The 15,339-nt window shown below is 44.3% G+C and carries 13 protein-coding genes; 9 read left to right on the forward strand and 4 right to left on the reverse strand.

Features of this window, described 5'->3' with window-relative positions:
* The first annotated feature begins 32 nt into the window (after positions 1 to 32).
* Positions 33 to 1,085, forward strand: coding sequence for an alcohol dehydrogenase (locus AC4MCD_RS07260; RefSeq protein WP_491876805.1), 1,053 nt, complete (start codon positions 33 to 35; stop codon positions 1,083 to 1,085).
* Positions 1,086 to 1,162: 77 nt separating this feature from the next.
* On the opposite strand, the gene AC4MCD_RS07265 is transcribed toward AC4MCD_RS07260, so the two are convergent.
* The 3 genes from AC4MCD_RS07265 to AC4MCD_RS07275 all read right to left on the reverse strand — a co-directional run bounded on the left by AC4MCD_RS07265 (position 1,163) and on the right by AC4MCD_RS07275 (position 5,165).
* Positions 1,163 to 2,362, reverse strand: coding sequence for an MFS transporter (locus AC4MCD_RS07265; RefSeq protein WP_491876806.1), 1,200 nt, complete (start codon positions 2,360 to 2,362; stop codon positions 1,163 to 1,165).
* A gap of 17 nt (positions 2,363 to 2,379) precedes the next feature.
* Positions 2,380 to 3,645 (reverse strand): DcaP family trimeric outer membrane transporter, encoded by a 1,266-nt coding sequence (locus AC4MCD_RS07270; RefSeq protein WP_491876807.1) that lies wholly within the window; start codon positions 3,643 to 3,645, stop codon positions 2,380 to 2,382.
* 221 nt (positions 3,646 to 3,866) lie between these two features.
* Positions 3,867 to 5,165, reverse strand: a complete 1,299-nt coding sequence (locus tag AC4MCD_RS07275) for an MFS transporter (protein ID WP_419364326.1) — start codon at positions 5,163 to 5,165, stop codon at positions 3,867 to 3,869.
* Between the two features lie 452 nt (positions 5,166 to 5,617).
* On the opposite strand from AC4MCD_RS07275, the gene AC4MCD_RS07280 reads away from it, so the two are divergent.
* Genes AC4MCD_RS07280 through AC4MCD_RS07290 form a run of 3 tightly spaced genes read left to right on the forward strand, consistent with a single transcriptional unit; the run spans position 5,618 to position 9,151 of the window.
* Entirely contained in the window at positions 5,618 to 6,391 is a 774-nt protein-coding gene (locus AC4MCD_RS07280) for an enoyl-CoA hydratase (RefSeq protein WP_004785705.1), read from the forward strand.
* A gap of 2 nt (positions 6,392 to 6,393) precedes the next feature.
* Positions 6,394 to 7,914 carry a 3-hydroxyacyl-CoA dehydrogenase gene (locus AC4MCD_RS07285; RefSeq protein WP_491876808.1) on the forward strand — a complete coding sequence of 507 codons (1,521 nt, stop codon included), beginning with the start codon at positions 6,394 to 6,396 and terminating at the stop codon, positions 7,912 to 7,914.
* Between the two features lie 25 nt (positions 7,915 to 7,939).
* Entirely contained in the window at positions 7,940 to 9,151 is a 1,212-nt protein-coding gene (locus tag AC4MCD_RS07290) for a 3-oxoadipyl-CoA thiolase (protein WP_104473213.1), read from the forward strand.
* A 121-nt stretch (positions 9,152 to 9,272) separates the two neighbouring features.
* On the opposite strand, the gene AC4MCD_RS07295 is transcribed toward AC4MCD_RS07290, so the two are convergent.
* On the reverse strand, positions 9,273 to 9,710 hold the full coding sequence (locus tag AC4MCD_RS07295; RefSeq protein ID WP_491876809.1) for a PaaI family thioesterase: 438 nt from the start codon (positions 9,708 to 9,710) through the stop codon (positions 9,273 to 9,275).
* A gap of 110 nt (positions 9,711 to 9,820) precedes the next feature.
* On the opposite strand from AC4MCD_RS07295, the gene AC4MCD_RS07300 reads away from it, so the two are divergent.
* The 5 genes from AC4MCD_RS07300 to AC4MCD_RS07320 all read left to right on the forward strand — a co-directional run bounded on the left by AC4MCD_RS07300 (position 9,821) and on the right by AC4MCD_RS07320 (position 15,324).
* The gene (locus tag AC4MCD_RS07300; protein WP_034704084.1) at positions 9,821 to 10,576 is read left to right on the forward strand and encodes a class II aldolase/adducin family protein; all 756 of its coding nucleotides are present in this window, start codon (positions 9,821 to 9,823) and stop codon (positions 10,574 to 10,576) included.
* The gene (locus tag AC4MCD_RS07305) at positions 10,573 to 11,496 is read left to right on the forward strand and encodes a 2-hydroxyacid dehydrogenase (RefSeq protein WP_491876810.1); all 924 of its coding nucleotides are present in this window, start codon (positions 10,573 to 10,575) and stop codon (positions 11,494 to 11,496) included. Before AC4MCD_RS07300 ends, AC4MCD_RS07305 begins: the two co-directional genes overlap by 4 nt.
* A gap of 37 nt (positions 11,497 to 11,533) precedes the next feature.
* Complete coding sequence (locus tag AC4MCD_RS07310; RefSeq protein WP_491876811.1) at positions 11,534 to 12,322, forward strand: enoyl-CoA hydratase-related protein; 789 nt, start codon at positions 11,534 to 11,536, stop codon at positions 12,320 to 12,322.
* 11 nt (positions 12,323 to 12,333) lie between these two features.
* Positions 12,334 to 13,314, forward strand: coding sequence for an NAD(P)H-dependent flavin oxidoreductase (locus AC4MCD_RS07315; protein ID WP_491876812.1), 981 nt, complete (start codon positions 12,334 to 12,336; stop codon positions 13,312 to 13,314).
* A 207-nt stretch (positions 13,315 to 13,521) separates the two neighbouring features.
* Entirely contained in the window at positions 13,522 to 15,324 is a 1,803-nt protein-coding gene (locus AC4MCD_RS07320; RefSeq protein ID WP_491876813.1) for an acyl-CoA dehydrogenase C-terminal domain-containing protein, read from the forward strand.
* Positions 15,325 to 15,339: the final 15 nt, after the last annotated feature.

Raw genomic sequence — 15,339 nt, forward strand, 5'->3', positions numbered from 1 at the left:
CATCTAAGAGAAGTAAAAAATAGGGAATAATAATGCAATGTTATTGCGTCAATGAACATGGTACACCTTTAGAACGGGTCGAAAGAGAAATTCCGCAACCTAAAGGTACTGAAGTTTTGATTAAAGTCCAAGCTGCCGGTTTATGTCATACTGATTTACATTTATGGGATGGCTATTATGATTTGGGTGGTGGTAAACGCTTAGCTCTAGCAGATCGAGGGGTCAAACCGCCGATTATTTTAAGTCATGAAATTGCAGGGGAAGTCGTTGCAGTTGGCGATCAGGTTAATGATCTTCAGTTAGGTATGCAAGCGGTTGTTCATCCCTGGATTGGCTGTGGTGAATGTCGGTATTGCGAAATAGACGAAGAAAATTTGTGTATAAAACCCCAGCAACTTGGCATTGTAAAGCCGGGAGGTTTTGCAGAATATATCATTGTGCCGCATCCTCGTTACCTGGTCGACATTCAAGGAATTGATCCAGCTGAAGCTGCGCCTCTGGCTTGTGCAGGCTTAAGTACATTCACTGCCTTGCAGAAATTTGGTCAACATGTTGCTACAGAATCAGTCGTCATCATTGGCGCCGGTGGACTGGGGCTAATGGCTTTGGAATTGCTTGAAATACAAAATGCAAAAGCACCCATCATGGTCGATATTGATGCACAAAAACTAAATGCTGCAGCAGAATTAGGTGCACTGCATTGTATTAATAGCACTGCGCCAGATGCAGTGAAGCAACTACAGGAATTTACCCAAGGTGGGGCACGCTTGATCCTTGATCTTGTCGGGAACTCATCAAGTTTAAATTTTGCTTTAAATAGTGCAGCACGTGGTGCACATATTGTGGTCTGTGGATTGATGGGTGGAGAAGTGAATCTTGCTATCCCCACGATTCCTATGCGTCCATTGACGATCCAGGGCAGTTATGTGGGTACTGTTCAAGAACTACGGGCTTTGGTGGAATTGATTGCACAGACCAGAATGCCCCGTATTCCTATACAAAAACGCGCAATCAACGAGGTCAACCAAGCCTTTCTAGATTTACAGCAAGGCAAAGTGATTGGGCGTTTAGTCTTAACCCACTGATTGAAAGTCATCAGACTGCCAATGAATGCCCCATTTACTGGGGCATTTTTAATGAAAAGCTATATATTGAAATAATATTAAGGTGGTGATGGATTGTCTGCTAAATTATGTTCCCGACTTAGGTCATAGCGGTTAATACTAAAGATGAGCAGGGCAAAGACAAAGCCCAATGCAACGCAGGCTGACCAGCCATACATTTTCCATAGGTTTAGCGATAAAAATGCACCTATCCCGGCACCTGAAAAATAACAGGTCATATAGATCGCATTAATACGGGAACGGGCCTGCACCGAGATCCGGTATACCAAATTCTGATTTAACACATGCAGTGAAGAAATCCCAAAATAAGCGGGAATTAAACCAATGATATATACCCATAAATAGCTCTGCGCAAAAAATAGGGGAATCCAGGCCAGAATTAATCCTGTGGTAGCAAGTTGTGCGACCCATTTTTCTCGGTGCCGTCCAATCATTTTACCGGTCCATTGTGATGACCAGATGCCGACTATACCAACGATGCCCATCAAGCCAATCTGGAAATCATTAAAATGATAGGGTGCTTCCGCCAGCACAAAAGTCATGGTGGTAAAAATAATACTCAGCATACCAAAGCCCAAACCACCAATGATGCTGCGTCGAATCAGCATCGGTTCGGTTTTAGCAAAGGTAAATAGTGAGCGATAAATCTGCAAGATGCTCATCTGTAGCTGACTTTTCGCCTTAGGTAACTGATACCACATGGCGATACTCAATATGAGAATAGAACAGCCACTCAATAGGTAAACGGCATGCCAAGACCATAAGGTAGAAATCAGTCCTGATACAGTCCGGGCAAACAGAATACCGACCAAAACACCACTCATCAGCAGACCAACCACTTCAGCACTTTTTTCTCTTTGAGACAGGTTGGCAGCAAAAGGAATCAGAATCTGAGTGGTGATCGAACAAAAAGAGGCGAGCAGGGTAAAGCCGTATAACATATGCAGATTGGTGCTGGCAGAAAGCCCAATAAGCGCCAGTCCGGTACAGAACATCAAACTGCAGATATACAGCCGTTTTTCGAATAAATCTCCCAAGGGGACAAACAAAAATAACCCGGTGGCATAGCCAATCTGGGTTAAAACCACAGTCCAGCCAGACTGAGCTACACTGATCTGCAGATCCTCTGCAATTGAATAAATTAATGGTTGGTTAAAATAGTTACAACCCGCGCAGAGTGCGCAGGTCATAGCCATCATAAACATAAATTTTCGTGAAATTTGCCCTTGGGTAGACATCCTTGTCTCCTGAGGCTTTAGAAACTATAAGTCGCTGATAGGTTCACACGCGAAACATCCGCTTCTCGATTATCAAAAGTCTCACGTTTGCCGTGGTGATATTCTGCGCCGAGATTAACCTTTGGAACTGGAGAGTAAATCACATTGGCCACATAGTCAGTTAAACGTTTGTTGGTTTCAGGATTCGCGCGTGCATAGTCGCTGGAATCATCAAAATCAACAATGCTGGCATTAATGCTGCTACGTAGTTTTGGGGTGAATTTATGTGTGAATCCAATATTTAAACTATTAAACTCATTGAGTAAAAGTTCGTTATTAACTGGATCGACTGAATAATCACCCCCCCATTCAGCGCCATCACTTGTTGATCCTTGAGTCAAGAAAGCTGCAATGCGCTGGTCACCGACTATATGGAAATAGTTGCCCTGAATCGAGTTTTGATCATCGAGATGATAACGTCCACCAAGACCTACACCCCAACCGACTTTTTCAATATCGCCTGTATCTGTTTGCGCCTGCTTTTGATTGACAAAGCCTTGAGCTAATACATGCAGCGGGCCTGATTGATGGACATATTTAGTGGTTAAAGCAGGCAAGGCAGAAGAACGATCACCACCGGCCATATATTCCACACCCACATTCCAAGTATTTTCCGGATCAAGTTTAAAAGCATAGCTGACTTGAGGGGTACGTAGGACTGATCCACCCAGAAACAGGCTGTAATCGACAGCTTCAGTACTAATTTCCGGTGTAGACATCAATGACCAAGCCTGACCAAAGGTCCAGTTATAGTATTTTAAATGTGCATGACGAATACGTAATCCACCATCGCCTTTACCATTATTGGTCCAGAAATCAGCTTCTAAACGTGCAGAAACATTTGGATTTCCACCAAGGTCTTTCGCCAAGAAACCAATTCGGCTGGCAGCTGCAGTAAAATCTGAACGGGTAGAGTCAGGTTCAGTAAAAGGGACTTTATTGATCTGGTTAATGGTACGGCCACGAGCTTCAGTGGTACTTTTGAAATCGACTGCGCCATCAAAGCGAATCAATCCATAAACATCGACATTATCCACCATCGAACTTAAAGTTTTAGAATCTTGTGCTTTGGCTTCTTCCTGCTGATTCTTTAACGCAAGTTGCGCGGCTTTTTGCTGTTCCAGTTCGGCCTGGATTTGCTTTAACTGTGATTCTAAGAACTGCATCCGGTCTTCAGATGCTTCTGCTGAAAATGTCTGTGCTGAAGCAATGCCACATAGTGTCGCTAAAACTAATTTTTTCATTTCTTAATCCCTAAAGAAATTTTCTGATATCTAAAAAGGAAAATCTTTCCTTAATGTTGCTCTTATTGCGCAATGCAGAGTTTTTGACTTTTGAATGATGAATACGAGTCTCGTTCAACCCAGAAACATCCTGTTCAGATCAAAGCATATGGATTCGATATTAAAGTCATGAAATTTGGATTCAGGAGAGCCGTAAATACACAGCTCTCCTGATTTAAAACTTATTCTGCTTTTTGCGGATCGTATAAACGGTCTTTAATAAACAGGGCTGGAATCAAGCCGCACAGGAAGTATGCTGCACCCATCACCATCAAGCCTGTACCAATCGAACCTTGCATCGCCAGATAGCCAATGGTAATTGGCGCGAAGATCGCACCGATACGGCCAATGTTGAACGCACCGCCTACGGCAGTACCACGAACGCCAGTCGGGAAGCTTTCAGTGAGATAGGTTGCGTTAATCGCATATGGAATACCATACAGGAAGCCGAAGATCAGCATGAGAACGCCAATGTTATCGGCGGTATGCATATACACTACGACAGGAATAAATAGCGCTGTTCCCATGGTGCCGAAAGCAAATACGATACGGCGACCAATTTTGTCAGCCACATAGCCTGCAATGATTTTGGCGAACATCATGGTGATAAAGGTACCTACCATGTATAACGCCATTTCTTTAAACTTGATGCCTAGTTCAGCTTCAAGATAACTTGGCAACCAGTTACTTACACCGAAGTAACCGAATAGCAGGAAACCAGAGCTGAAAGACCAAAGGATGAACATCTTGCCATGGGTTTTATCTTTAAGAATGGTGATATATGGATTGCCTTTTTTGGCATCATTATCCACGATCTGACCAGTTCTTTTCATTTCACGGACACGCTTCCATGACTCTGGTTCTGGTACCATGAAATGCATGAGGATACCTAAAGCCAATGGAGCAATCGTGATCCAGTACAGCATACGCCAACCGAATTCAGGAATGATCCAGCCTGAAAGCATGGTGATGACCAGAGAACCTAAAGTGAAACCGGTCATTAATGTTGCCAGTACGGTGGTACGGTATTTAGTCGGTACGTATTCTGACATCAGGGTATTACAGGCAATATATAAACAACCTAAACCCAAGCACGAAAGGGTACGTAAAATCGCAAACTCTTGATAAGACTGGGCAAAACCTGAATAGGCAGATAAAATTGAGAAGGCGATGGTTGCTAATACAATGACACGTACGCGTCCAAACTTGTCACAAGCCCATCCACCGACAAAGCCACCAATTCCCATACCCAAAAGAGAATAACTTCCCAAGGCGCCAGCCTGTACAGAAGTCAGTCCCCATTCCGCTTTCAGACTGGTCAAGCTGAAAGCCAGAATACCAATGTCTGCACCGTCACATAGTAAAATCAAAAAAGCAAAGACAAAGGCCGTCATCCACAGACGTTTAGGTGCCTGTTTAACGGTGCCGTCAGAGGAGACTCCCGTTTTGGTTTCCTCAGCTACGATGGTATCGCTTGTCATTCTTATATCCTCTATAAATTAAAAGTAGCATTTCCTCTGCTACCGCTAAATCCATTTTCTTCCTCACGGAAAAGCATTTTCCTTATCTACGGTCTAAGCGTCTGTGCGCATTCGCTCTGTTAAGATCAGGTTGGATCTGATCTTTGCGTTTTATCCGGGATGAAAAATCACTGAACAACGTAGTATCCTTATGACGGAAATTAATTCTTTTATTTTGCATTGTGGTTAATATTTGCATAAATGAATAACCAAAATTCGAATTAAATAATTAATTCCGTATTGCGAAATCAATTAATCATAAAATAGCCAACTGAACAAGAGTTTTTACTCTATTTTTTATTAAAAAATAACTTTTTTGAGTTTTTGAGAGAAAAAATCTTGATTTATGGGTCTAGAAACCGTAGTTTTATATAAAATAAAATTTCGCTATACAAAATAAATGGAGATTTTTGATGGAACAGGTAGTTCAAGTAGAGCAAATCTCGACACATGTGGCGATGGTCAAGATCCATCGTCCAGAAGCTAAAAATGCCCTGAATACAGAAGTACGTCAGAAACTGGCTGCGGCTTTTCTGCAATTGAATGACGATGAAAATATCCGTGCCATCATTCTCACTGGTGGTGAAACTGATTTCGCAGCAGGCGCTGACCTTAAAGAATTAGCCAATGCTGAAACCATCCAGATGATGCAACGTCGTACTGAGCGTTACTGGCAAGCCATTGCACAGTGTTCAAAGCCGGTGATTGCAGCAGTAAACGGTTATGCATTGGGCGGAGGCTGTGAACTGGCGATGCATGCAGACATTATTATTGCTGGGAAAAGTGCCCAGTTCGGTCAGCCTGAAGTCAAAGTAGGGGTAATGCCGGGTGCTGGTGGTACACAGCGTTTATTCCGTGCCGTGGGTAAATTCCATGCGATGCGTATCATCATGACCGGTTGCCTGGTACCTGCACCAGAAGCGTATCAGATTGGTTTGGTGTCACAAGTAACGGAAGACAGCGAAACCCTGGCAACAGCAATCAAGATGGCTGAAGGTCTGGCAAAAATGCCGCCAATCGCGCTGGAACAAATCAAGGAAGTGGCTTTACTGGCTGAAGATGTGCCACTCAATGCCGGATTAATGCTGGAACGTAAATCCTTCCAGATGCTGTTTTCTTCAGAAGATCAAAAAGAAGGTATGCAAGCCTTTATCGAAAAACGTAAACCAAATTATCAGGGACGATAAGCATGAGCATTCAAATTCAGAAAATCGGTATTATTGGCGTAGGTACCATGGGTGCGGGCATTGCCCAGATCGCAATTCAGTCTGGCCATGATGTCATATTGTTTGATGCCAAAGCGGGTGCTGCTGAACAGGCACAGGAAAAGCTGGCTAAAACATTAAATACCCTGGCTGATAAAGGTAAATTCAGCCATGAAAAAGCTGCTGAAGATCTTGCTCATTTATCCATTGCCCAGCAGATCGAAGACCTGAAAGATTGCGATTTAATCGTTGAAGCGATTATTGAAAATCTGGAAATCAAACAAAAGCTGATGCAGCAACTGGAAGGTATCGTAAAACCGGAAGCAATTCTGGCATCCAATACATCTTCACTGTCTATCAGTGCGATTGCCGCCAATTGCAGCCAACCGGAACGCGTTGCCGGTTATCACTTCTTTAACCCAGTACCACTGATGAAAGTGGTTGAGGTCATTGAAGGCTTTAATACCCGTGCTGATATTGTGGATGCGCTTACTCAGTTATCTACAAAAATGGGACATCGCCCGGTAAAAGCCAAAGATACCCCAGGATTTATCATTAACCATGCTGGTCGTGCCTTTGGTAGTGAAGCCTATGCGATTCTGAATGAAAATGTCACTCCATTTTATGACATTGACCGCATCTACCGTGACGGCATCGGTTTCAAGATGGGGCCATTCGAGTTAGGCGATCTGACCGGGATGGATGTATCTCATCCAGTGAGCGAATCGATCTATCACCAATATTATGAAGAAGCGCGTTACCGCCCAAGCGTGATTACCCGCCAGCGTTTTATTGCTAAACAGCTAGGCCGTAAAACTGGTAAAGGTTTTTACGATTATACCTCGGGGAGCAAAGTAGGTGATGTGGCTCCAACCTTGGTTGAAAAGCTGGATCAACATCCATCGGTTTGGCTGGGTACAGAATATAGCGAAGACCGTCAAGCGCTTGAGCAATATCTACAGCAGTTCAACATCCAGATCGAGCAGACTGACGCACCTTCAGCAGATGCTTTAATTTTAATTGCGACTTATGGTGAAGATGCCACTTCAGCAGCAGTCCGTTATCAAGTGTCTCCGCAGCAAGTAGTCTGCATTGATCTGCTTTACGGCTTAAATAAACACCGTACCTTGATGCCAACGTTTGTGACCAAAGCTGAACTGGTTCATGCAGCACAATCGATTTTCAATCTGGATGGTGTGACCGCGAGCACAATTCAGGAAAGCGTCGGCTTTGTGGCGCAACGTGCTTTAGCAATGATTGTGAATCTTGGCTGTGATATTGCCCAGCAAGGTGTTGCAACCGTAGAAGATATCAACGTTGCCGTGAAGTTAGGCCTTGGTTATCCATACGGCCCAATTGAATGGGGCGATGTACTGGGTGCTGAAAAAATTCTGAAAATTTTAAACCGCATGACTGCGATTACCCGTGACCAGCGTTACCGTCCAAGTCCTTGGTTGCGCCGCCGCGTTCAGCTCGGTTTACCTCTTGTTCATACTACACATTAATTAAAAAGTTAAAGGAATAACACTCATGTTAAATGCATATATCTACGATGGTTTACGTTCTCCAATCGGTCGCCATGCAGGAAGCCTGGCCACTGTGCGTCCAGATGACCTGGCAGCAACAGTCATTAAAAATCTGCTAGAAAAAACCGGTATTCCAGCAGCTGACGTAGAAGATGTGATCTTTGGTAGCACGAACCAAGCCGGTGAAGACAGCCGTAATGTGGCTCGATTTGCAGCATTGCTTGCTGGTATGCCAGTGACCGTTCCAGGTCAAACAGTTAACCGTCTATGTGCGTCGGGCCTGGGTGCTGTGATCGATTCAGCACGTGCCATTACCGCAGGTGAAGGCGAACTGTATATTGCAGGTGGTGTAGAGAGCATGACACGTGCACCGTTTGTAATGGCTAAAGCTGAAAGCGCGTATTCACGTGATGCCAAAATCTATGACACCACGATTGGTACACGTTTCCCGAACCGTAAATTCACCGATCAGTTTGGCGCGCACAGCATGCCGGAAACAGGTGATAACGTCGCTGAAGAGTTTGGTATTACGCGTGAACAGGCAGATACTTTTGCTGCTGCATCACAAGCGAAATATCAAGCTGCAAAAGAAGCAGGTTTCTTTGAAGGTGAAATTACCCCGATTGAAGTTTCACAAGGGCGTAAATTGCCGCCTAAATTAGTGACTGAAGATGAACATCCACGCCCATCTTCAACATTTGAAGCATTATCCAAGCTAAAACCGCTTTTCGAAGGTGGTGTAGTGACTGCGGGTAACGCATCAGGTATCAATGACGGCGCTGCAGCACTGATTATCGGCAGTGAAAAAGTTCAGGAACAGTATGGCTTAAAACCTTTAGCACGTATCCTGTCTTCTGCAGCCGCTGGCATTGAGCCACGCATCATGGGCGCGGGTCCAATCGAAGCAATCAAAAAAGCCGTAAAACGTGCAGGTTTGACGCTAGATGATATGGACATTATCGAGATCAATGAAGCATTTGCCAGCCAGGTATTATCTTGCCTGAAAGGCCTGGATGTTGCATTTGATGATCCGCGTGTGAATCCAAATGGTGGTGGTATTGCGATTGGCCATCCATTGGGCTGTTCAGGTGCGCGTTTGGCTTTAACTGTTGCGCGTCAATTACAGCGTACGGGTAAAAAATATGCCGTGATCAGCTTATGTATCGGTCTGGGTCAAGGTCTTGCGATGGTGATTGAAAACCCTGAAGCTGCATAACCACTTTAGTCATCGTATTAATGCCATGTATAGCTGATATACATGGCATTTTTTATTGGACTATTTATATAGAAATAAAAATCCCTGCATATCGCAGGGATTAATTAAATCAGCGTAAGGATTATTTGCGGCCAGTGACCAATAAAGTTGCTGAACCAAAGGCATAAATTTTACCGTCTTTGTCGATAATTCGGCCTTCTGAAGTCAGCACATTACGACCGATCCGGATTACTTCACCAATGGCAGTATAAGTTTCGCCATTTTTCATGGCTTTAAGCATTTTGACATTCAGATCAATAGTGGAGAAACTCACGCCCGCATCAACTGTAGTATGAACTGCTGCACCGGTTACGCTGTCCAGAACAGTGGCGCAGAATCCACCATGAATGCCGCCTTGCAAATTGAAATGACGTTCATCTGGATAAACTTCATATTCCACATAATTTTCACGAACAATACTGAGTTTCATGGGAATAAGTTGTCCCATTGCTGAGCCAGGTAATTCGCCATTTTTAATTGCGGTTAGATATTCAAATCCATTCATTTGAGCTGTAGTCATATAGCTTCCCTTTAATAAAATATTTCGCTTTATGAAATAATATTCTGTTTTTCTAAAATTATGATATAACAGATAGTGATCGAAATGCTATATTTTTCCAGGATGGAATGATGACAATAAAAAATCTCGTTACAGCTGCTGAATGGCAGGCACGCTGTGAACTCGCAGCGCTTTATCGCATTATTGCGCATTATCGGATGACTGACCTGATTGATACCCACATCAGTTTAAGAGTCCCAGATCAACCAGACTGTTTTCTGATTAACCAATATGGTGTCGCATTTGAAAAAATGCGTGCCTCGACGCTGGTGAAGATTAATCATGAAGGGCAGGTGGTAGAAAGCTATGAACAAGACAAGCCAGTAAATATGGCTGGTTTCGTGATTCACTCTGCGATTCATGAAGCGCATCCTCATCTGAACTGTGTCATTCATACGCATACCGCGGATGGAATTGCTGTTTCTGCTCAGAAACACGGGCTTCTCCCAATTTCCCAGCACGCCATGAAATTTTATCAGCATGTGGCCTATCACGAATACGAAGGCGTTGCGCTTTCAACTGATGAACAAGAACGCTTGATTCAGGACTTGGGCAGTCATCGTGCCATGATTTTACGTAATCATGGCCTATTAACGGCTGGAGAGACTATTGCACGGGCTTTTCATGAAATCTATTTCCTAGAACGCGCCTGTCAGGCACAGGTCAAGGCCTTAAGTGGCGGTGCTGAATTGCATTATCCAGCAGAAGAAGTCCGAATTAAAACAGCGAAGCAGTTCGCCAGTCCTCTCATTGAACCGATATTACAGCGTGCCTGGCAGGCCGCTTTGTCCCTGATTGAGCATCAATATACGGAGTATGCATCATGATTGTTATTTCCAGTTCTGTACCAAATATTGAAGCCATTCTGGTCAAGTCTTTTCAAAAATATGCGCCTGCTGGCAGTTTCTGTACAGTGGACAGTCCTGAAGCTAAGCAGGCAACCACAGTTGCTGCCTGGTTTCCAGATCTGGAAAAAGTGCAGCAGCTACCAAAGCTTGGCCTGATTCATTCGATTGCTGCTGGGGTAGAACATTTAAACTTAAATGCTGTGCGCCCCGATCAAGCCGTTTGCCGGGTGCTGGATCCGCATCATCAAAAGGGCATGTTTGATTATCTGCTTTGGGGTGTACTGTATTTTCAACGTTATTTTGACCGCATGATCCAGCAGCAAAATCAGCAGCTCTGGAAGCAGTATCGCCAGAGCTATAGCCATCATATCCAGATCGGGATTATGGGACTGGGGCATATGGGCGGATATGTAGCTGAACGTTTCTCAGAAATGGGCTATCAAGTCTCTGGTTGGTCGAATTCCCCAAAAGACATTAATCAAGTTAAAAGTTATGTGGGCCAAGAACAGCTTTCCGACTTCCTGGCTCAAACTCAGATTCTAATTAACCTGCTACCCCTTACCGAAGAAAACGCCGGGATTCTTTCTTCTGAATTATTTCAGCAACTGCCTGAACAGGCAGCTTTGATTCATGTCGGGCGTGGCCAGCATTTAATCGAGCAGGATTTATTGGATGCACTGGATTCTGGCCATCTACGTGGTGCGATTGTTGATGTCTTTGAGCAGGAGCCATTACCTGCGGATCATCAGTTTTGGCAGCACGAAAAAATTGTGGTGACACCACATGTGGCCTCACATGCCCCAATGTCTGTGGTGGTAGAGCAGATACTGGAAAATGACCGTCGTTTAAATCAGGGTCTGGATTTGTGTCATCAAGTGGATGTCAATAAAGGCTATTAATTGTAGGGATACAGACAAAAAAATAAGGAAATTGATGATGTGGGAAATGATTCAGACCCAGATTCAGCAAGGCGTCGCCACTTTAAGTTTTAACCGTCCAGATTCACTCAACAGTTTCAACCGGCAAATGCATGAAGAAGTCCAGCAGGTGCTGAACAGTTGGAATACGGATTCAGACATTCGGGTAATTGTGATTCGGGGTAATGGCCGGGCATTTTCAGCAGGACAGGATCTAAAAGAACGGGCTGGAAAGCTCGGCAATGTGCCTTTACCACCAGAGGGTTCGCTGGCCAAATATTATAATCCTTTAATTAATCTGATTCGCAAAAGTCCAAAACCGGTCATTGCAGCGGTAAATGGTGTGGCTGCAGGTGCAGGGGCTAATATCGCGCTGGCTTGTGATCTGGTCATTGCCAAGGAAAGTGCCAAATTTATTCAAGCCTTTTCTAAGATAGGCCTGATTCCCGATGCCGGCGGTACCTGGATGTTGCCGCGTTTGATTGGCTATGCACGTGCTACGGCACTAACTTTACTTGGTGAACCCGTGCATGCCAAAGAAGCGGCTGAAATGGGTATGATCTGGAAAATGGTTCCTGATGCAGAATTTGATGCTTATATCGATGAACTTGCACAGCGACTGGCTCAACAGCCGACTTATGCGCTGGCTTTAACCAAACAGGCACTACAACGCAGTGCGGAAAATAGCATGGATCAACAACTAGAGCTGGAACAAAACCTGCAATACTTGGCCTTAAGTAGCCAGGACTATAAAGAAGGTGTACAGGCCTTTGTCGAAAAACGCCCCGCACAATTTACCGGACGCTAAGGAGAGCATTCATGAAAATTCAAACGCGTATCACCGAGCTTTTAGGCATTCGCTATCCGGTTATTCAAGGCGGCATGATGTGGGTCGGCACAGCGGAAATGGCCAGTGCAGTCTCCAATGCAGGTGGTTTGGGAACCCTGACAGCATTGACTCAACCGACGCCTGAAGCCTTGGTCAAGGAAATTGCACGCTGCCGAGAAATGACGGATCAGCCTTTTGCTGTGAATCTGACTTTATTGCCCGCTGTAAACCCACCGCCGTATGCCGAATATCGACAGGCCATTATTGAAAGTGGGATCAAGATAGTAGAAACGGCAGGCAACAAGCCGCATGAACATATTGAAGCCTTTAAACAGCACGGCATCATCGTGATTCATAAATGTACCTCTGTCCGTCATGCACTTTCGGCACAAAGAATCGGTGCGGATGTGATCTCGATTGATGGTTTTGAATGTGCCGGCCATCCGGGTGAAGATGATATTCCCGGACTGATTCTGATTCCTGCAGCCGCCGATCAGCTTAACGTACCAATTGTTGCTAGTGGTGGTTTTGCTGATGGACGTGGTCTGGTGGCAGCACTTGCTTTAGGTGCTGAAGGCATCAATATGGGGACACGCTTTTGTGCTACTCAAGAAGCGCCAATCCATCCAAACATCAAGCAGTTTTATGTCGACAATGATGAAAGGGCAACGCATCTGCTTTACCGTCAGTTCAGGAATACGGCCCGTGTTGCCAAAAATGCAGTATCTGATCTCGTCGTTAAAATGGGTGAAGATCCAAATCTGGAATTTGAACAGATTCGACCTTATGTCAGTGGCTTAAAAGGTAAGCTGGCTTTGGAAAATGGCGATGTAGATGCAGGCATATTGACTGCGGGTCAAGTGATGGGATTGATCCATGATATCCCGACCTGTCAAACGCTGATTGACACTATCATGCAAGAAGCAGAACAGATTGTTCAGCAACGTCTGCCTCAATTTTTCCCGTGCTAGATCGCTTTATTTTGATCATTTAATCAAAAGCCATTCGATCATGAATGGCTTTTTTATACCAAAGTTTTAATTTTTTAAATGTGATTTTTTATGTCATGACTAGATTTTATCCATGAACTTATATTATATTCGACCTAAAACATAATTTCGTATTATGAAATTAATTGTCATAAATATACAAATTAGAACTCATACAAGGGAATTACGATGAGAAATTATATTGCGCCATTAAAAGACATGAAGTTTGTCCTGAAAGATCTGCTCAATGTTGAACAGAAATACACAGGCTATGCAAAGTTTGCAGACAAAGTTTCTATGGATATTATGGAACAATATCTGGAAGTCGCTGCGGACTTTTGCCAAAACGAACTTCTACCGATTAATGCAACAGGCGACCAGCAGGGCTGCCGTTTGCAGGATGGCGTCGTAACTACACCGGATGGTTTTAAAGCGGCTTATGACAAATATGTAGAACTCGGCTTTACTTCATTAACTGGCGATGAAAAATATGGCGGTCAAGGCTTCCCGACTTTATACCGCATTGCCATTTCAGAAATTATCACAGCGACCAACTGGTCTTGGGGTATGTACCCAGGCCTGTCACATGGTGCGATGCGTACTTTAGAACATCACGGTAGTGATGAACAAAAACAGAAATTCCTGGTGCCTTTAATTGCAGGACGCTGGACCGGAACCATGTGTTTAACTGAATCACATGCCGGTTCTGATCTGGGCCTGATCCGTACCAAAGCGGTGCCAAATGAAGATGGCAGCTACAGCATCAGTGGTGAGAAAATCTTTATTTCTGCAGGTGAGCATGACCTGGCTGAAAATATCGTACATATCGTACTAGCACGTTTACCGGATGCGCCTGCCGGCACCAAAGGTATTTCGCTGTTTATCGTACCTAAATACAATCTGGATGAAGCTGGAAATGTGGCTTCACGCAATGGCGTGGTGTGTAGCGCGATTGAACACAAGATGGGTATTCATGGCAATGCGACCTGTGTACTGAATTTTGACAATGCCAAAGGTTTCCTTATTGGTCCTGAAAACCGCGGCTTGAACTGCATGTTTACTTTCATGAACTCTGCACGTATTGGAACGGCGATTCAAGGTTTAGCTGCAGCTGAATCGTCTTATCAAGGTGCATTGGCTTATGCCAAAGACCGTCTGGCCATGCGTTCACTTGAAGGTGCGAAAGAGCCAAACCTGCCTGCGGATCCAATTATCGTGCATCCGGCAGTGCGTAATATGCTACTGACTCAAAAGGTATTTGCAGAAGGTTCACGTGCCTTGGCTTATTATCTGGCGACTTATGCTGATATTGCTGAAGCAACAGATAATCCTGAAGAGAAGAAAGCCGCAGAAGATCGTCTGGCATTATTAACCCCAATTGCTAAAGCATTAATGACCGAAACAGGTGTAGAAGCGGCCAAACATGGTATGCAGGTTTTTGGTGGACACGGCTATATTGCTGAACATGGCATGGAACAGATTGCCCGTGATGCACGTATTGCCAGCCTCTATGAAGGCACTACTGAAATTCAATCAATCGACTTACTGGCACGTAAAGTACTAGGTTCAAAACTAGGTTTGTTGACTGCCTTAACTGATGAAATCCAAGGTTTTGTGAAAGAGCATCAGCAACATGCCCAGTTTAACCAGCAAGTGGCACAAGTGAGTCAGTTGACTGAGCAATGGCTAGAATTAACCAAAACGATTCAGGCTCAGGCACAACAGTCTGCAAATGAAATCGGTGCGGCATCAGTCGATTACTTATACTTCTCTGGTTATGTGGTGTCTTCGTATTTATGGCTGAAAATGGCGATTACGGCGCAGCAAAAAATTGAAGAGGGCAATACCGATCCGTTCTATGCAGCGAAGATCAAAACCGCGCAATTCTTCTTTGCACGTATTCTGCCAAGAACTTCAACTCACGTTGCCAATATTCAGGTCGGTGGTGAGAGCCTGTTCCTGCTGACTCCTGAAGAGTTTAAATTCGATTAATCCTTTTACCCACGA

This window comes from Acinetobacter sp. CAU_H_78, from assembly GCF_058599365.1.